At 74.6% G+C, this 18,155-nt stretch carries 13 protein-coding genes and 1 pseudogene; 8 read left to right on the forward strand and 6 right to left on the reverse strand.

Annotation, left to right across the window (positions count from 1 at the left end; genetic code table 11):
- Positions 1 to 8: 8 nt before the first annotated feature.
- Both ACZ6ZR_RS01195 and ACZ6ZR_RS01200 read left to right on the forward strand, forming a co-directional pair.
- Positions 9 to 1,310 carry an aldehyde dehydrogenase family protein gene (locus tag ACZ6ZR_RS01195; protein ID WP_465638486.1) on the forward strand — a complete coding sequence of 434 codons (1,302 nt, stop codon included), beginning with the start codon at positions 9 to 11 and terminating at the stop codon, positions 1,308 to 1,310.
- Between the two features lie 4 nt (positions 1,311 to 1,314).
- Positions 1,315 to 2,082, forward strand: coding sequence for a 3-oxoacyl-ACP reductase (locus ACZ6ZR_RS01200; protein WP_465638086.1), 768 nt, complete (start codon positions 1,315 to 1,317; stop codon positions 2,080 to 2,082).
- A gap of 34 nt (positions 2,083 to 2,116) precedes the next feature.
- Here the strand turns inward: ACZ6ZR_RS01200 and ACZ6ZR_RS01205 are convergent, their stop codons facing one another.
- Positions 2,117 to 5,149, reverse strand: a complete 3,033-nt coding sequence (locus ACZ6ZR_RS01205) for a SpoIIE family protein phosphatase (protein ID WP_465638088.1) — start codon at positions 5,147 to 5,149, stop codon at positions 2,117 to 2,119.
- Positions 5,150 to 5,373: 224 nt separating this feature from the next.
- Here ACZ6ZR_RS01205 and ACZ6ZR_RS01210 point away from each other — a divergent pair, with 224 nt between their 5' ends.
- The 4 genes from ACZ6ZR_RS01210 (at position 5,374) to ACZ6ZR_RS01225 (ending at position 11,337) form a co-directional block, all read left to right on the forward strand.
- Positions 5,374 to 7,335: an FUSC family protein gene (locus ACZ6ZR_RS01210; RefSeq protein WP_465638090.1), complete on the forward strand. Its 1,962-nt coding sequence runs from the start codon at positions 5,374 to 5,376 to the stop codon at positions 7,333 to 7,335.
- Positions 7,336 to 7,411: 76 nt separating this feature from the next.
- Positions 7,412 to 8,626, forward strand: coding sequence for an MFS transporter (locus tag ACZ6ZR_RS01215; RefSeq protein ID WP_465638092.1), 1,215 nt, complete (start codon positions 7,412 to 7,414; stop codon positions 8,624 to 8,626).
- A gap of 17 nt (positions 8,627 to 8,643) precedes the next feature.
- Complete coding sequence (locus ACZ6ZR_RS01220) at positions 8,644 to 9,096, forward strand: VOC family protein (protein ID WP_465638094.1); 453 nt, start codon at positions 8,644 to 8,646, stop codon at positions 9,094 to 9,096.
- 78 nt (positions 9,097 to 9,174) lie between these two features.
- The gene (locus tag ACZ6ZR_RS01225; RefSeq protein WP_465638096.1) at positions 9,175 to 11,337 is read left to right on the forward strand and encodes a tetratricopeptide repeat protein; all 2,163 of its coding nucleotides are present in this window, start codon (positions 9,175 to 9,177) and stop codon (positions 11,335 to 11,337) included.
- 16 nt (positions 11,338 to 11,353) lie between these two features.
- Here the strand turns inward: ACZ6ZR_RS01225 and ACZ6ZR_RS01230 are convergent, their stop codons facing one another.
- A complete protein-coding gene (locus tag ACZ6ZR_RS01230) occupies positions 11,354 to 12,196 on the reverse strand; it encodes an NAD(P)H-binding protein (RefSeq protein WP_465638488.1) in 843 nt (280 codons plus the stop codon).
- A 123-nt stretch (positions 12,197 to 12,319) separates the two neighbouring features.
- Positions 12,320 to 12,505 carry a hypothetical protein gene (locus tag ACZ6ZR_RS01235; RefSeq protein ID WP_465638098.1) on the reverse strand — a complete coding sequence of 62 codons (186 nt, stop codon included), beginning with the start codon at positions 12,503 to 12,505 and terminating at the stop codon, positions 12,320 to 12,322.
- Positions 12,506 to 12,686: 181 nt separating this feature from the next.
- Here ACZ6ZR_RS01235 and ACZ6ZR_RS01240 point away from each other — a divergent pair, with 181 nt between their 5' ends.
- Together ACZ6ZR_RS01240 and ACZ6ZR_RS01245 are read left to right on the forward strand one after the other, a co-directional pair.
- Entirely contained in the window at positions 12,687 to 13,628 is a 942-nt protein-coding gene (locus ACZ6ZR_RS01240) for a helix-turn-helix transcriptional regulator (RefSeq protein ID WP_465638100.1), read from the forward strand.
- A gap of 27 nt (positions 13,629 to 13,655) precedes the next feature.
- A complete protein-coding gene (locus ACZ6ZR_RS01245; protein ID WP_465638102.1) occupies positions 13,656 to 14,498 on the forward strand; it encodes a hypothetical protein in 843 nt (280 codons plus the stop codon).
- Here the strand turns inward: ACZ6ZR_RS01245 and ACZ6ZR_RS01250 are convergent.
- From ACZ6ZR_RS01250 to ACZ6ZR_RS01260, 3 genes and pseudogenes are all read right to left on the reverse strand, one after another.
- A complete protein-coding gene (locus ACZ6ZR_RS01250; RefSeq protein ID WP_465638104.1) occupies positions 14,487 to 16,028 on the reverse strand; it encodes a translation initiation factor 2 in 1,542 nt (513 codons plus the stop codon). The two genes, ACZ6ZR_RS01245 and ACZ6ZR_RS01250, sit on opposite strands and share 12 nt — an antisense overlap.
- 353 nt (positions 16,029 to 16,381) lie before the next feature.
- Positions 16,382 to 17,458: pseudogene (locus ACZ6ZR_RS01255) on the reverse strand (RNA polymerase sigma factor); the annotation flags it as partial.
- Positions 17,459 to 17,716: 258 nt separating this feature from the next.
- Positions 17,717 to 18,106, reverse strand: coding sequence for a hypothetical protein (locus ACZ6ZR_RS01260; RefSeq protein WP_465638106.1), 390 nt, complete (start codon positions 18,104 to 18,106; stop codon positions 17,717 to 17,719).
- Positions 18,107 to 18,155: the final 49 nt, after the last annotated feature.

Genomic DNA, 18,155 nt, shown 5'->3' on the forward strand with positions numbered 1-18,155 from the left:
CCGTCCCGATGACCACCCTGGCCGAGACCGACGCCGCCGTCGCCCGGGCCAAGGCCGCCTTCGAGGGCTGGCGCAAGGTCGCCCCGGCCGACCGGGCCCGGCTGCTGCGCGCCTTCGCCGCCGCCGTGGACGCCGACCGGGAGGAGCTGGCCCGGCTGGAGGTGGCCAACGCCGGGCACACCGTGGGCAACGCCCGCTGGGAGGCGGGCAACGCCCGGGACGTGATCGAGTACTACGCGGCCGCCCCCGAGCGCCTGTTCGGCCGTCAGATCCCGGCGGCCGGCGGTGTGGACCTGACCTTCCAGGAACCGCTCGGCGTGGTCGGGATCATCGTGCCGTGGAACTTCCCGATGCCGATCGCCGCCTGGGGCTTCGCCCCGGCCCTGGCGGCCGGCAACACCGTGGTCCTCAAGCCCGCCGAGCTCACCCCGCTCACCGCCCTGCGGCTGGCCGAACTGGCCCGGCGGGCCGGCCTCCCGGAGGACGTGTTCCAGGTGCTGCCCGGGCGCGGCCCGGTGGTCGGCGAGCGCTTCGTCACCCACCCGGACGTGCGCAAGGTGGTCTTCACCGGCTCCACCGCGGTGGGCAAGCGGGTCGCCGCCGGGTGCGCGGCGCAAGTCAAGCCGGTGACACTGGAGTTGGGCGGCAAGAGCGCCAACATCGTGTTCGCCGACGCGGACCTCGCCAAGGCGGCGGCTACCGCCCCGTACGCGGTCTTCGACAACGCCGGGCAGGACTGCTGCGCCCGTTCGCGGATCCTGGTGCAGGCCACCGTGCTGGACGAGTTCATGGCCGGCTTCGAGCGGGCCGTGCGCGCGGTGCGGGTCGGTGACCCGGCCGACGAGAAGAGCGAGATGGGCCCGCTGATCTCGGCCGCCCAGCGCGAGCGGGTCGCCTCCTACGTCAAGGAGCCCGCCTTCACCGGGAGTTGCCCCGACGGGCCGGGCTTCTGGTACCCGCCGACGGTGCTCGCGCCGGTCCGGCACGACGACCCCGCCTTCACCGAGGAGATCTTCGGGCCGGTGGTGACGGTGGTCCCGTTCCGCGACGAGGAGGACGCGGTGCGGATCGCCAACGCCACCGAGTACGGCCTCTCCGGCTCCATCTGGACCAGGGACGTCGGCCGCGCCCTGCGGGTCGCCCGCGCCGTCGAGGCCGGCAACCTCTCGGTCAACTCGCACTCCTCGGTGCGCTATTCGACCCCCTTCGGCGGCTTCAAGCAGTCCGGCCTCGGCCGGGAGCTCGGGCCGGACGCCCTGCACGCCTTCACCGAGACCAAGAACGTCTTCATCGCAACGGATCAGGAGTAGTCGGATGAGCAACCGTCTGGACGGCCGGGTGGCCGTCATCACCGGCGCAGGCAGCGGCATCGGCCTGGCCACCGCCCGGCGGTTCGCCGCCGAGGGCGCCAAGGTCGTCTGCGTGGACCTGGACGAGGAGAGCGGGGAGAAGGCGGCCAACGAGGTCGGCGGGCTGTTCATCCGCGCGGACGTGACGGACGAGGAGGCCGTCCGCCAGATGTACCAGACCGCCGTGGACACCTACGGCAGCCTGGACATCGCCTTCAACAACGCGGGCATCTCGCCGCCCGACGACGACTCCATCCTCACCACCGGCGTGGAGGCCTGGCAGCGCGTCCAGGACGTCAACCTGAAGAGCGTCTACCTCTGCTGCAAGTACGCCATCCCGCACATGCAGCGGCAGGGCAAGGGCTCGATCATCAACACCGCCTCGTTCGTCGCGGTGATGGGCGCGGCCACCTCGCAGATCTCCTACAGCGCCTCCAAGGGCGGGGTGCTGGCGATGAGCCGCGAGCTGGGCGTGCAGTTCGCCCGGGAGGGCATCCGGATCAACGCGCTCTGCCCCGGGCCGGTGAACACGCCGCTGCTCCAGGAGCTCTTCGCCAAGGACCCGGAGCGGGCGGCCCGCCGCCTGGTGCACATCCCGCTCGGCCGCTTCGCCGAGCCGTCGGAGATCGCGGCGGCGGTGGCCTTCCTGGCGAGCGACGACTCGTCCTTCATGACGGCGAACACCTTCCTGGTGGACGGCGGCATCTCGGGTGCGTACGTGACGCCGCAGTAGCCGGCGGGACGACCCGCGGGTGGGTGACGTCTCGTCAGCCGCCCGCGGGGAGTTCCAGTTCGTACCAGACGACCTTGCCGGTGTCGGTGACGCGGGTGCCCCAGCGGTGGGAGAGCTCGTTGACGAGGTACATCCCGCGCCCGCCCTCGTCGGCGTCCTCGGCCACCCGCAGGCGCGGCGGCCGGGCGTCCACGTCGGTGACCTCGACGGTGACCATCCGGTCGCGGAAGATCCGCAGCTCGAACGGGCGGCCCGCGTGCACCAGGGCGTTGGTGATCAGCTCGCTGGTCAGCAGCTCCGCGTGGTCGGCCAGGCCGCCGAGGCCCCAGGCGACGAGCACCTCGCGGGTGAAGTGCCGGGCCCGGCCGACCACGGCCCGGTCCGCGGCCAGCGGCATGACGGCGTAGCGGTCCGGGCCGACCGGACGGGCCCGGGCCAGCAGGACGGCGACGTCGTCCTGCCCGGCCGGGGCGTCCAGGGCCGCGAGCAGCGCGTCGCAGGTGCGCTCCAGGCTGCCCCGACGGCCGGTCACGGCGCGGCGCAGCAGTTCGATCCCGTGGTCGATGTCGTGGTCGCGCCGCTCCACCAGGCCGTCGGTGTAGAGCACCAGCAGGCCGTCCTCGGGCAGGGTGAAGGCACGGTTCTGGAACGGCACCCCGCCCACGCCCAGCGGAGCCCCGGCGGGCAGCTCGACCAGTTCGGCCTCCCCCGAGGGCGGGGCCACCAGCGGGGGCAGGTGCCCGGCCGAGGCCGCCGTGCAGCTGCGGTCCAGCGGGTCGAAGACCACGCACACGCAGGTCGCGAACTGGCCCTCGCCGAGCGCCGAGGCGGCCTCGTCCAGGCGGCGCAGCAGCCGGGCGGGGTCGAGGTTGAGGGTGGCCAGCGTCCTCGCCACGGTCCGGAGTTGGCCCATCGTGGCGGCGGCCCGGATGCCGTGGCCCATCACGTCGCCGACGATCAGCGCGACCCGGCCGCTGCCGATCGGCACCACGTCGAACCAGTCGCCACCGACCTCGCTGACCACGCTGCTCGGCAGATAGCGGTGGGCCAGCTCCAGCCCGAGCGAGTGGTGCACCTCCTGCGGCAGCAGGCTCCGTTGGAGCGTCAGCGCGGTCTCCCGCTCCCGCTTGTAGAGCCGGGCGTTGTCGATGCAGACGGCGGCCCGGGCTGCCAGCTCCTCGGCCAGCGCCACGTCGTCGGCGGTGAACGGCTCCGGGTTGACGGTCCGGATGAACTCGGCGCCGCCCAGTACCGTTCCGCGCGCCAGCAGCGGCACCATCACGTACGAGTGCACGCCCGCCGCCATACCCGGCTCCACCCGGTCCGGCGCCGCGACGATCCGGTGCAGGGCCGCCTCGTCCACCTCGGCCACCAGGATCGAACGGCGCGAACGCAGGCTCTCCGCATAGAGGTTGGCCGATCGGCTGGGCTCGCCGACGTCGTCGGCCGCCCCCATCAGCACCTCCGAGCCGCGCACCTCGCCGACCGCCACCGCCCGCAGCAGGGCCGGCCCGTCGGCCGGCGGCGGGGCCGGCTCCTCGCCCTCCAGCACCGACTCCAGCAGGTCGACGGTGACGAAGTCGGCGAACCGGGGCAGCACCACCTCCACCAACTCCTGGGCGGTGCGGGCGAGATCGAGGGTGGTGCCGATCCGGGTGCTGGCCTCGTTGAGCAGGGCGAGGCGCTGCTGCGCGGTGTGCGCCTCCTCCAGGGCGAACTGCCGGGCCCGGGCGGCGTCCCGCTCCCGGGTGTAGAGCAGCGCGTTGTCCACCGCCACGGCTGCCCGGGCGGCCAGCTCCGCGGCCAGGGCCGCGTCCTGGGCATCGTACCGACGGTCCGTCAGGTTCCGGTAGAAGACCGCGATCCCGACCGCCGCCCCGCGCGCGATCAGCGGCACCACCATCATCGTGTGCACCCCGTCGGCCCGCATCGCCGCCGCCTGGGCGGGCGCGTCCGCGAACCAGTGCGAGGCCTCGCCGTCCAGGGTCGGCAGCAGCACCGGGCGGCGGTGCGTCAGTGCCCAGGCGTACGGGGCCGAGGGGTGGTAGTGGTGCACCGCGCCGACCGGGGAGAGCGGCACCATGTCGGAGCCCGGCACCGAGTGGAAGGCCATCCGGCGCAGCACCGCGGAACGGTCGGTGGGGCTGGGCAGTTCGGCCGGCTGGCCCGCCGCGAGGGTGTCCAGCACCTCCACCGCCACGGTGTCGGCCAGTTCCGGGGTCGCCACCTCGGCCAACTCCTGGGCGGTGCGGGCGAGATCGAGGGTGGTGCCGATCCGGGTACTGGCCTCGTTCAGCAGCGCCAGCCGCTGCTGGGCCCGGGCCGCCTGGGCCTCGGCCCGGAACCGCTCGGTGACGTCGACGATGGTCGAGCTCACCCCGAGCACCCCGCCTTCGGGGCGGTCCAGCCGGAAGTAGGAGGCCGACCAGGCGCGGTCGCGGCCGGGATCGCCCGGGGTACGGCCGTACGAGCGGGCGTCCAGCACCGGCTCGCCGGTCGCCATCACGTGCCGCATCACCGCCTCGATCTCCTCGCCGTTGATCCCCGGCAGCACCTCGGTGACCCGGCGGCCGAGCTGCTCCGCCACCGGCAGGCCGTTGGCCCGGGCCAGCGCGTCGTTGAGCCGGACGAAGCGCAGCTCGGTGTCGTACACCGCCATGCCCACCGGGGACTGGCTGAAGAAGCTGTCCAGCACCGCCAGGTCCGCGTGCAGCCGGTGCACCGCCGTCACGTCCGAGGCCACCGCGAGCACCAGCGGGCGGCCGTCCGGGCCCAGCACCGGATGGGTGCGGAACTCCAGGTTCACGTGGTGGCCGTTGCGGTGCAGCACCGGGAAGACGCCCGACCAGCCGCGGCCCGTCAGGATGCGGCGGAACAGCTCCAGCACCTCGGGCCGCTGGTCCTCGGTGACCAGCAGCTGGGCCGCCCGGGCACCGACCGCCTGCCGGGCCGGATAGCCGAGCAGGGCTTCGGCGTCCGAGCTCCAGTGCAGGATGCGGCCGTCCTCGGAGATCAGCGCGGTCGCGATCGGGACCATCAGGAGGCCGTCCTGCTCATCACTTCGCATGTGTGGACCACCGCCCGGGGGTGGGGCTGCCGTCCTGTCATCGTCGCACGCGGTGGAGTGGGTGGCGCGACTCCACCGGAGCGGGTGGCGGAGCGGGCGCGGGGCGCAGGACGGCGGGGGAGTGGTTGGTCACGTTCTCGTAACGGCGGCGCAGCGAGGACGACAACCGGGGCTCCTAGGCTCGGCCGCAGCCGTCCCGGCCACGTCGAACGAGGAGGACCCTGGTGCACCGCCCGCCCGTCTGGCTCGCCCACCCGCTCCGGTGGCCGCGCGGCGGCCCGCCACCCTGGCCCGCGGTGCTGCGCGGCGCCCTGGGCACCGGCCCGGCGCTGGCCCTCGGGCTGGCCACCGGCCGCCCCGCGGAGGCCATCGCGGCCGGGCTCGGCGCGTTCTTCGGCACGCTCAACGACCGCCCGGGGACGCGGCGGGTCGCCGCGCTGCGGATCGGGCTGCCGGCGGTGGCCGGGGCGGCCGGGTTCTTCGGCGCGCTGGTGCCGGGGTGGTGGGCGCTGCCGCTGCTGACCGTGGTCGGGCTGGTCTCGGGCGCGGTGAGCGTGGCGGGGCCGCTCTGGTCGGCCGCCGCCGTCCAGCTGCTGGTCTTCACGGCGGTCGGGGCCGGCATGCCGGTCTCGGCCCCGCCGTGGGCGATGGCGGCGGCCTTCCTGGCGGGGGCGCTCTGGCAGCTGCTGCTGCGCCTGGCGGTCAGCCCCTCCGACGCGGACGGCGAGCGGCACGCCGTGGCCGCGGTCTTCGACGCCCTGGCCGACGCCTTGGCCGCCGCGGGCACCCCGGGCGCCGAGCCCGCCCGGCGGCGGCTGACCGGTGCGCTGGACGAGGCGGACCTGGCCCTGCGCCTGCGGTGGCCCCGGGGGTGGCGGGCGGACGGTCCGTCAGGGGGAGACGGGCAGCCGCCGGCGGACGGTGCGGCGGCTGACGGACCGTCGGCGCGGCCGGCACCCCGAAGGGGGGTCGGCGGTCCGCCGCGCCCCGGCGGTCCCGGGGCCGTGGGGGTCGAGGCCCGGCGGCTGTGGGAGCGGTTCGAGGCGGCGGCCGCGCTCTGTGAGGCGAGCGTGGCGCTGCTGTGGGAGGGGGAGCGGCTGCCGGGGCGGATCGTGGCGGGGCCGCGGCGGCTGGCTGAGGCGGTGCGGGCGGGGGCGGTGCCCGGGGCGGTGGCGGCGCCGGTGTCGGACAGTGCGGCCAGGGCGGCGTTCGACCGGGCGGTGCTGGAGGCGACGCTCGCGTTCGCGGGTACGGGAGCCGCTCCGGCGGCGCCGCCGCGCCGGGTGCGGCCCGGGGCGCACCCCGCCGGGCCGGCCGGGCGGGAGTACGGGCTGCGGGTGGCGGCCTGCGTGGCCGTCTCGACCACGCTCGCGCTGCTGCTCGGGGCCGCGTACTGGTACTGGCTGCCGGTCACCGCCGCGTTCCTGGTGAAGCCCGACATCGGGCCGCTGTTCTCACGGGTGGTCAGCCGCTGCGCCGGGACGGCCGTCGGGGTGCTGCTGGCCGCCGTGCTGCTGCCGCACGGTGCGGAGGTGGCCGCCGCGGTCCTCGGCGGGGCGCTGGTCCCGCTGGCGGCCCGTCACTTCGCCGCCCAGACGGCCGTGGTGACGGTCACCGTGCTGGCCTTCGTCTCGCTCGCGGGCGACACCAGCGCCGCCGGCGCCCGGCTGGCGGACACCGCGCTGGCCTGCCTGGCCGTCCTGCTGGTCGGCCACCTGCCCCGGCTCAGCTCCACCCGCACCCGGGTCGGCCACCGGTACGCCGTCGCGCTGCGGCACGCCCAGGAGTACCTGGACCACGTCCTGGCCCCGGGCCGGCCGGGCCGGGCCGAGCGGGACGCCCTGCGCCGCACCGCCTACCGTTCGCTGGCCCAGGCGCGGGCCGCCGCCGAGACCGCCGCCGCCGAGCTGCGGGCGGACCGCGACTGGCTGCCGGTCGGGGCCGGGGCGGAGCGGATCGTCGACGCGACCACCGCCTGCGCCGTCCGGCTGGACCACGGCCGCCCGTACCCGTCGGAGCGCGCCGCCCGCCGGATCACCGGCGAACTGGCCTCCCTGGCAAGTGAGTTGGACGGCGGGAGGGTCTCGTCCGGCCCGGCGGCGAGCGCCGCACCCGCCGACTGCCGCACGCTGGCCGAGATCCACGGCGAACTGCGCCGGATCAGGGCCCTGGCCGCCGCTCGGTAGACTGCACCGGATTCTCGAACGGTGGTCAGCGGCGACCGCCCCGCGTCACACCCACCCCCCTGGAGTTGGTCCCGTCATGCCGTTGGCGCTCGTCGCCCTCGCCCTCACCGCCTTCGCGATCGGTACCACCGAGTTCGCCGCGATGGGCCTGCTCCCGCAGGTCGCCGACGACCTCGGCGTCCCGGTGCCGCAGGCGGGCTGGCTGATCTCGATGTACGCGCTCGGGGTGGTGATCGGCGCCCCGCTGCTCACCGCCGCGTGCGCGCGGCTGCCCCGCAAGGCTGTGCTGGTCGGCCTGTCCGCGCTGTTCACGGTGGGGAACCTGCTCTGCGCGCTGGCCCCGAACTTCCCGCTGCTCGCCGCCGCCCGGCTGATCACCGGGCTGCCGCACGGCGCCTTCTTCGGCGCCGGGGCGGTGGCCGCCGCCGAGCTGGCCGCGCCGCACCTGCGGGCCCGGGCGGTCTCGGTGATGTTCTCCGGCCTCACCGTGGCCACCATCCTCGGCGTGCCGGCCGCCACCCTGCTGGGCCAGCACCTCGGGTGGCGCGCGGCGATGCTCGTGGTGGTGGGCGCCGGCGCGGTCGGCACGCTGGCCCTGGCCCGGCTGCTGCCCGCACTGCCCAGCCGGCCCGGGGCGGGGCTCCGCAGCGAGCTGGCCACCTTCCGCAGCGGCCAGCTCTGGCTGGCCCTCGGCACGGTGGTGACCGGCTGCGCCGGGATGTTCGCCTGCTACACCTACATCACCCCGGTGCTCACCGAGGTCTCCGGCTTCTCGGGGCAGGGCGTCACGGTGGTGCTGGCCCTGTTCGGCGTCGGGATGACGCTCGGGAACCTGATCGGCGGCTACGCGGCCGACCGCGCGCTGCGCCCGTCGATCAGTGCGACGTTCCTGCTGATGGCACTGGCACTGGGGCTGTTCGCCCTCACCGCGAGCACCCCGTGGGCGGCGGCGCTGACGGTGGTGCTGATCGGCCTGTTCGGCTTCGCCGTGGTGCCGACGGTGCAGACCCTGGTGATGCAGAAGGCCCGCACCGCCCCGACCCTGGCCTCGGCCACCCTGCAAGGCGCCTTCAACCTGGCCAACGCGCAGGGCGCCTACCTCGGCAGCCTGGCCCTGTCGGCCGGCCTCGGCTGGACCTCGCCCACCCTGGTCGGCTCCGGCCTGGCGGTCGTGGGCTGCCTGATGGCGACCGCCGCCTGGGCCCTCGACCGCCCGTCCCGGCGGCCCGCTCCGGTGGAGCCGGTGCGGGAGCACGGCATCAGCCCTCTGGTTGCGGACGGGTCCGTGTAACCAATACAAGTGGTTGCATGGCACTGAGTTGGAAACTCGTCATCGACTGCGCCGACGCCTCCGCCCAGGCGGACTTCTGGGCCGCGGCCCTGGAGTACGAGGTGGAGGACCCGGGCCAGCTGATCGAGCAGTTGCTGGCCGCCGGCCAGCTGCCCGAGGCGGCCGTCACCGACCACCGCGGCCGCAAGGTCTTCCGCGGCTACGGCGCGGTCCGCCATCCGGAGGACCCCTTCGACCCGGTGAGCGGGGTCGGCAAGGGCCGCCGCCTGCTCTTCCAGCAGGTCCCCGAGCCCAAGACCGTGAAGAACCGCCTGCACATCGACCTGCACGCCGGGCCCGGCGGACTGGCCGGGCTGGTGGCGCGCCTGGAGGCACTGGGCGCCGTCAAGGTCCAGGAGTTCGACAAGGGCCCGGCCGGTCACTGGTGGGTGATGCGCGACCCGGAGGGCAACGAGTTCTGCGCGGCCTGACGGCCCGGTGCGCCCACAACCCTTTCGCCTGACGGAGCGTCTACAGTGTTGGCGGTCAGGGCGGCTTGAGGGGTGGGCGTGGCGGAGCGACCGGAGTCCGACGAGGTGGCGGAGCGGACGGCGGCCGGGGTGAACCGGGTGGACGGCGGCCGGGTGGACGGGCACCTGATCCAGGCCCAGGTGATCGAGCACCTGACGGTCAGCGGCCCGCAGCGGCCGGTGCCCGGCCAACTCCCGCTCACCAGGGGCAGGTTCTTCGACCGCCTGGGTGAACAGGCCAGCTGCACCGCCGAGCTGGGCCGCCCCCGTACCGGGCGCCCGGCGGTGCTGGTGCTCAGCGGCGTCGGCGGCGTGGGCAAGAGCGAGCTCGGCGCCCACTGGGGCCACCGGATGCGCGAACGCTTCCCCGACGGCCAGCTCTACGCCGACCTCGGACGGCTGCGCCAGGACGGCGCGGTGGACTTCGCGGCCGTGCTCGGCGGCTGGCTGGAGTCGCTCGGGGTGGACGCCGGCTGGCTGCCGCCCACCCTGGCGGAGCGTCAGGCGCTGTTCCGCTCCCGGACCACCGGCAGCCGGGTGCTGGTGCTGCTCGACGACGTGGACGACGACGACGAGCTCGCCCTGCTGCTCCCGGCCGGGGAGCAGAGCGCGGCCGTCGTCACCAGCCGGGCCCGGCTGGCCGAGGCCGAGCAGAACGGCGCCCTCGCCGTCCCGCTCGGCATGCTGCCGCCCGGCGACGCCCGCCGGATGCTGGCCGAGCTGATCGGCCCGGAGCGGGCGGCCGCCGAGGAGCAGGCGGTGGCCGAACTGGCCGAACTGTGCGGCGGGTTGCCGATCGCGCTGCGGGCGGCCGGCGGGCAGCTCAGCCGCCGGCGGCGGGCCCGGGTGGCCGAGCTGGTCGACCGCCTGAGAGGCGGTCAGGCGGGCGCGGACGGTTCGTCGGGCACGGGCAGCGGGCTGATCGGAGGCACGGGCGTGGAGGCACTCTGGGACACGAGCTACCATGCCCTGCCCGAGGACGCGGCCCTGCTCTACCGCACCCTCGCCGAGCACCCCGGCGGCGGGTTCGGCGCCGGCGCGGCCGCGGCCGCCACCGACCTGGACGCCTGGGCCGCCGAGGCCGGTCTCGGCGACCTGGTGGACGCCGGACTGCTGGAGGAGGACACCGCCACCGGGCGGTTCGGTTACCACAGCCTGCTGCGCGAGCACGCCGCCCGCCGGGCCAGGGCCGCCGACCCGAGCGGCATCGGCCGCTCGGCCGCCTGGCAGCGCACCGTCCACTGGTACGCCCGCCAGGCCGAACGCGCCGACCGGGCGATGGGCGAGCGGCTGCGCTACCTCCAACCGCTGCCGCCCGGCCCCGGGCCCGACCTGGAGTTCGCCGACGACACGGCCGCGCTCGGGTGGTTCCGCGCCCAGCGGTACAACCTGCTGGCCTGCCTGCACACCGCCGCGTCGCTGGGCGACGACCAGATGGTCTGCCGGCTGGCCGAACCGCTCTGGAAGCTGGTCGAGGACCTGCGGCCGTACGAGTACTGGATCGAGGCCTACACCCTCGCGATCGCCGCCGCCGAGCGGGAGGAGGAACTTCTTCTCCTCGCCCGCTACCGGGCCCAACTCGCCCGCGCCCACTGGGAGCTGCGCGACTTCGAGGCCGCCCACGCCCAGCTGCGCCCGGCCCTGGCCGCCACCCGGGTGGCCGGGGACCGGCGGACCGCCGCGATGGTGCTGGAGTTCACCGGGAAGGCTTGGCTGGCCGAGGGACGGCTGAACGAGGCCCAGGCCGCCTTCGAGGAGTCGCTCCAGATCAACGAGAACCTCCGGCAGGTGCGCGGTACCCGGCTCCAACTCCACCACCTGGGGCAGGTGTTGGACCGACGTGGCCAGTGGGACGCGGCCGCCGAGGTGCTGCTGCGCGCGTACCGGCTCGGGGACGGCACGGACCGCCGCACCACCGCCCGGATCGCCACCAGCCTCGGCGGGGTGCAGCTGCGGCTGGGCCGGCACCAGCAGGCCGTCGAGCTGCTGGAGCAGGCCCTGCGGGTCTTCACCGAGCGGAACACCCCGACCGACCAGGCGCCGGTGCTGGAACTGCTCGCCGAGACCGCCCTGGCCGCCGGTGACCGGGCGGCGGCCCGCGGGCACCTGGACCGCGCCTGGCAGATCCACCAGGCCACCGGCAGCCCACGGGCCGCCGAACTCCTGGCCCGGCTCCACGAGTTGGAGGCCTCGGAGGGCTGACCTGCCCGGGGCGGGCTCAGCGGAAGGCCGGGGCGTGGCGCCGGGCCCAGTCGGCGAAGGACTGCGGGGCCCGGCCGAGCACGGTCTCCACGTCCGGGCTGATCCGCAGCTCCTCGGCGGTGGGCTCGCCCAGGATGTCCAGGGTGCCGTCCACCACCACCTCCGGGAGGAAGCGGGAGAGGTGCTCGCGGGCCTCGGCCCGGCTCAGCCCGAGGAAGCGGACCGGCTCACCGAGCGCCGCGCCCAGTGCCTCGGCCTGCTCGCGCGGCGAAACCCGTGCGGGGCCTGTCAGTTGGTAGGTGCGGCCGGCGTGGGATCCGGTCCGGTCGCGCAGCACCGCCGCCGCCACGGCGGCGATGTCCGCCGGGTCCACCAGCGGCAGGCCGACCTCGCCGAACGGGGCCGCCACCGTCCGGTGGGCCTTCACCGACTCCAGCCAGAGGTAGGCGTTGGAGGCGAACCCGCCCGGCCGCAGCACGGTCCACTCCAGGCCGGAGGCGCGCAGCGCCGCCTCGAAGGCCCGCAGGCCGTCGTGCGAGACCAGCCCCGGCCGGGTGCCCGCCGCCTGCGAGGACTGGAGCACCACCCGCCGCACCCCCGCCGCCTTCGCCACCCCGAGCACCGCCTCCGCGTCCAGCTCGGCACCCGAGCCCGCGATCAGCAGGTGGAGCGCCTCGGCACCCGCCAACACCGGCTCCAGCGTGGCCGGTTCGGCCAGATCGGCCACCTGGTGGAGCACCCCGGCGGGGAGCCCCTCGGCCGCGTTCCGGGACACCGCCGTCACCTGCTCACCGGCCTCGGCCAGGGCCTGCACCAGCGGCCGGCCGACGTTCCCGGTGGCTCCGGTCACCACGATCATCTTCTGCTCCACTCTCGTCTCCACCCCGTCCGTCCGGGGCGATGAGACCAGCCTCGCCGTCAAACTGGCCACCTTCTGGCCACTTTGACGGCGAGGTGCAGAACCTTTCCCGGGCCGGTGCGGTCAGCTGGTCCAGAACGACGACAGGTTCCGGTAGGTGTCGTGGCAGGCGATGGAGTCCTGGTAGGACAGCGAGTTGCCGTTCTGGGTGTCGATGAGTCGGTAGTCGTTCCCGGTGATGAGCGTGGAGGCGTCCAGGGGACGGTCCCTTCCCTGAGGCTCTGGTCGATCAAATCCGGCATATGACAACGACAGTCAGCATCCACACAACTGCCCACCGCTGTCGACAGGACGTCGGCGGCCGGGGGCTGGAACCGGACACGATTGCCAGACGACTCCTGCGCCCCAGAGCCGTCCCGGCGCGATGCGGGGTCCACCTCACCGACAATTCGCGAACAGTCACGGCGCGGAGCGAGCAGAATGACCGCTCATGAGAGCCGATCGACTGGTGGCCACCCTGCTCCTGCTCCAGCGCCGGGGCCGGGTCACCGTGGCGGAGGTGGCCGCCGAGCTGGAGACCTCCGAACGGACCGCCCGGCGCGACCTGGAGGCGCTGGCCGCCTCCGGTGTGCCGCTGTACTCGCAGCGCGGCAGGGGCGGAGGATGGACCCTGGTCGGCGGGGCCCGCACCACCCTCAACGGCCTGACCACGGACGAGATCCGCTCGCTCTTCCTCACCGCCGGGCCCGCTGCCGCCTCGCCGGAGGCCCGCACCCTGCTGCGCAAGCTCGTGCAGGCCCTGCCCGCACCCCAGCGGGCCGGAGCGGAGGCAGCCGCCCGGGGCGGGGTGGCCGACCCGACCGACTGGTCCCGGGCACCCGTCACCGCGGCCGAACCGCACCTGGAGGTGCTCCAACGGGCCGTGGTGGAGGGCGAACAGGTCCGCCTCGGCTACGCCACCCCCGGGCGGCCCGAGCGCGAACGCACCGTCCACCCACTCGGCCTGGCCACCAAGGCGGGCGTCGGCTACCTGGTCGCGGCCACCGACGGGGACCTGCGCTCCTACCGCCTCAGCCGCGTCACCGGGGCCGCCCCGACCGGCGTACCCGTCGACCGTCCGGACGGCTTCGAACTGGCCACGGCCTGGCGGGAGTTGGCCGCGCGAATGGAGGAGCGCCTGCACGCCGCCACCGTGCTCGTGCGCGCCGAGCCCGGCACCGAGGCGCTGCTGCACCGCCTCAGCTCCGGGCGGGTCCGGTCGCGGTGCGAACTCCCGGACGGGTGGCTGGAGTTGGAGATCGACGGCCCGGCGCCCGAGGTGATCGCGGCCCAGTTGGCCGGGCTGGGGGCCAGGATCGAGATCCTGGAACCGCCGCAGGCCAGGGCCGAACTGGCCAGGATCGGGGCGGAACTGACTGCCCGCTACGGTTGAGCGCGCGGTCGGAGGAGGGGGAGTGCGGTGAGCGAGGTGGAGTGGATGGTCTTCCCGTTGAGCTTCAGCGTCCGGGAGGGTGAGGGGACGTGGGAGGTCGATGCCAGTGCGGCGGCGGCCGCCGAGGTGGTCGACCTGTTGCTGCCGACGGCGCACGGAGCGGTGGTGGTCGCTGACTTGGCGACCACCAGTTTCCTGGACGAGGACTACCTCGAGTGGAGTCCGTCCAGGATCGCGGCGGAACGGGGTGCGGCGTGCCGGGTGCACGCGATCGGCGAGTGGGCCGGCCGCACCATGGGGTTGAGCGAGGAGCTGCTGGTGCTTGACCGGGACGTTCTGCCCCGTTTCCTGGGCGGCAGTTGGTCCCCGTACGTGCTGATGCTGGCCGACGTCGAACCGGGTGTCACCCCTGGGGGCTTGGACGAGCTGGCGCTGGTGATCGGCACGGCCCGTGGCGGTGAGCCCCTGCTGCCGAGGCTGCCCGGCTCACGCGTGCTCTTCTTCGGGCACGACGACTGCTACCTGACGGTCGAGACCCGGGACGCTGCCCTGCCGGCCCGGCTGTTCGGCCGGCTGCTGGCACTGACGGCGGGGGCGGCGCTGGGCGAGGCGACCGGGGCGCCCTGGGAACCGGGGGTGTCTCAGGTGGCCGTCCCGGAGCCGGGCGGCGCGCTGGTGGAGCGGCTGATCGGCGAGAACCCGCACTGGCACGGGAGGGTGGTGCGGGCCTCCGAGGAGGAGGTGGCCGTCGCGCTGGCGGCGCTGCCGTGGCGGTGGCGGCTCGGCGAACGGCCGGGGCACACCGACTTCACGGCCGTGCTCGACCCGGGGGCGGGTGTCTGGCGCCTAGTGCCGGGGTCAGCCGGCTGAGGGCGGCGGGGCCGGTTTGACCGTGGCGGTGTGGTGGTGGCCGCCGAGTTCGACGCGGACGGCGCCGGGCAGCGGGTGACCGGTCGTCAGCAGGTGGTGCAGGGCCGAGGCGGCGAGCAGGGGATCGGTGTCGGCGGGGAGCGTGGTGGTGAGCAGCTCGCCGGTACGCAGACGCAGCAGGCAGCGGTGCCGGTCCAGGACGAGGGCCGCGATCCGGCAGGCGGGGTAGCGGGCCAGGGCACGGTCGAGCCAGCCGGGGCCGTGGGCGGGGTCGTGGGTGGAGAGGACGGCGGCGCTCTGGGCCAGGCGGCCGGCCTCGGGAGAGAGTTCGGCCAGGCGGTGGCGGTGGGCTGCGTCGTCCTCGGGGTGGAGCTCGGCGAGTCGGGAGGGACGGCGTTCCAGCCGGACCAGGGCGGGCTTCCCCTCCGTCGCTTCCTCCACCAGGGCGGTGTGGACGGTGAGTTGACGGACCGGTGTGGTGTCGAGGCGGGGGAGCGGGACCGGTTCCGGGTGCGGTGCGGAGGTGGGCGGGGTGAGGCCGAGCCGGAGGTGGACCAGTTCGGCGAGCAGGGCGAGGGATTTGCCCTCGGCGGCGAACGCGCCCGGTGGCAGCACGGCCGGGGCGAGGTCGCCGGAGAGCTGCGGGAGGAGCGGGGAGGTGAGGTCCAACTGGGGTGCGGTGGCCATGAGTTCTGCCATCGGTGAGCCCGGGTCGAGCTCGCTGCCGCCGTCCGTGGCGAACAGGATCGGCAGACCGGCCGCCGCCGCGTAGAGCGCGACCGAACCGTGGTCCCCGATCAGCACCCCGGCCGCCGCCAGCGCCGCCCGCCACCCCTCGTGCGGCGGCACGCAGATCAGCCCGGCGGCCCTGGCGCCCGCCTGGCGTAGACGGAGGGCGAAGGCGCCGTGCTCGGCCCACTCGTTCGGGTGCAGGACCAGCGCGACGCGGTACTCGTCCACCGGCAGCTCGGCCAGCAGGCGGGTGAGCAGCTCCGGGTGACGGTGGCTCAGCGAGGCCGGGCCCCAGGTGGAGGAGACCACGACCAGCCGCTGCCCCGCCCGAAGCCCGAAGGCGCGGCGGTACTCCTCCTGCCACTCCAGGCTGGCCCGGAGCCGGTCGTGGCACGGGTCCCCGACCACGGTGGCCCGCTCGGCGGCCGGCGGGCAGACCCGGGCCAGCCGGGCCAGTTGGGCGGGGTGGGCGAGTCCGATGGCGGCCGGGACCACCTCGCCGTCGTGCAGCAGCTGCTCGGGGGAGAGGCCGGACGGGGCGGCGGCGTCGCCGCTGCCCAGGCGCTTGTTGAAGCCGGCGCCGTGCGGGACGAGGAGAAGCGGGGAGCTGAGCCGGTGCAGCTCGCCGTTGGCGCTGGCGCCGATCGCGAGGCCGTAGCGGTGGTGGACGGCCTCCGGCCAGGGGGTGACGCGGATGTCGTGACGGTCCAGCAGCTCGGGGAGGCCGTCGTCGTAGGCGGAGCCGGGGGCGATGGTCCAGTGGAGGCGGACGCGGTGGTCGTCGGCGAAGAGCGGCACGATGTCGAGCAGACGGTTCAGGGTCGTCGCGGTGCGGATGACGAAGAGTACGTCCGGACTACGAGACGCGACGGCTCCCGGCTCCCGGCTCCCGGCTCCCGGCTCCCGGCTCCCGGCTCCCGGCTCCCGGCTCCCGGCTCCCGGCTCCCGGCTCCCGGCTCCCGGCATGATACCGCTCCGATCGTCAATACAGCAGGTCAACGGCGTTATGGGCACCGGCCGGCCGACAGGTGCGACCCCGCGACGATACCCCGTGGTCAGCTCCCGTTCCGGCTCCGCTGCCGGACCACACGCCGAGGGCCCGGGGCGGTGGTCGTACCGCGCCGGGCCCTCCGGAGGCTGAGGGTCGTGGATCAGTCCAGGTAGTCGCGCAGGACCTGTGAGCGTGAGGGGTGGCGCAGCTTCGACATGGTCTTGGACTCGATCTGGCGGATCCGCTCGCGGGTCACGCCGTAGACCTTGCCGATCTCGTCCAGGGTCTTCGGCTGACCGTCCGTCAGGCCGAAGCGCATCGAGACCACGCCCGCCTCACGCTCCGCGAGGGTGTCGAGCACCGAGTGCAGCTGCTCCTGGAGGAGGGTGAAGGAGACCGCGTCGGCCGGGACGACCGCCTCGGAGTCCTCGATCAGGTCACCGAACTCGCTGTCGCCCTCGTCGCCGAGCGGGGTGTGCAGGGAGATCGGCTCGCGGCCGTACTTCTGGACCTCGACCACCTTCTCCGGGGTCATGTCCAGCTCCCGGCCGAGCTCCTCCGGGGTGGGCTCGCGGCCCAGGTCCTGGAGCATCTGGCGCTGGACGCGGGCCAGCTTGTTGATGACCTCGACCATGTGCACCGGGATGCGGATGGTGCGGGCCTGGTCGGCCATCGCGCGGGTGATGGCCTGACGGATCCACCAGGTCGCGTAGGTCGAGAACTTGAAGCCCTTGGTGTAGTCGAACTTCTCCACCGCACGGATCAGACCGACGTTCCCCTCCTGGATCAGGTCCAGGAACAGCATGCCGCGGCCGGTGTAGCGCTTGGCCAGCGAGACCACCAGGCGGAGGTTGGCCTCCAGCAGGTGGTTCTTGGCGCGGCGGCCGTCCTCCGCCAGCAGCTCCATCTCGCGGCGCAGCTGAGGGCTCATCGAGTCGTCGGTGTCGACCCGCTCCTCGGCGAACAGGCCGGCCTCGATCCGCTTGGCGAGCTCGACCTCCTGCTCGGCGTTGAGCAGCGGGACCTTGCCGATCTGCTTCAGGTAGTCCTTCACCGGGTCGGCCGTGGCCCCGGCGGTGGCGACCTGCTGGGCGGGGGCGTCGTCCTCGTCGCCGTCGGAGAGCACGAAGACCTCGGTCTCCTGCTCCTCCGGTTCGGCTGCCTGGGCCCCGTTGTCCTCCCACCCGCCGTCGTCGGACGACGGCGCGGCCACCGGCACCTTGGCGGTGGCCCGCTTGACGGGACGCTTCTTCTCGGCGACGGAAACCCTGCTGGGCGAGCTGAGCGACACGAGGAGCCTCTCACAAGGGGAGTGGGACAGCGCGGGTACGGACTCGTCCCGCGCGACAACACCTCCCCTTTCATCGCAGCAGAAGTCGATCCGTTACGGATCTAATTACGTGACGTGGACCACGGTATTGCGCCCAATGGCCGAAAGGCGCTACGGCCGATCGGGGGGATATCAACCGGTTCGTCCCGGATCAGCCCGAGGCCTTCAGCAGTACGTATGGATGTAGAGGAGCACCCGGCCGGCCTCGGAGGTGAACTCGTAGGCCACGTGCGACGGCCGGTCGTCGGCGCCGTAGCGGGCCCGGGCCTCCTGCCAGGCGGCCGGACGGTCGGCCTCGGGCAGGAGGGGGTGGTGCCAGCGGCCGCGCTCCTCGTCGTACTCGATCTCGCTCGTGGTCATGGCATGCGCGGTGGCCGCCAGGCGCTTGGCGCGGCGGGGGTCGAGCGGCCCGCGGGCGAGCTGCCAGAGGCCGCCGTCGGCGTCGAGGAGGGTGCGCGCGGTGACCGGGTTCTCGTAGGGGGTGTGGCTGTACCCCGGGTCCGGGTCCGGCTCCGTGGGGGTGGTGGTCTCGCTCTGCTTCCGCTTCTTCGGCACCTGCGCAGTATGGCAGGCCGCCATTCGGAACATGATCGTCCGGATTTGT

It is taken from the genome of Kitasatospora sp. NPDC088742, assembly GCF_055584905.1.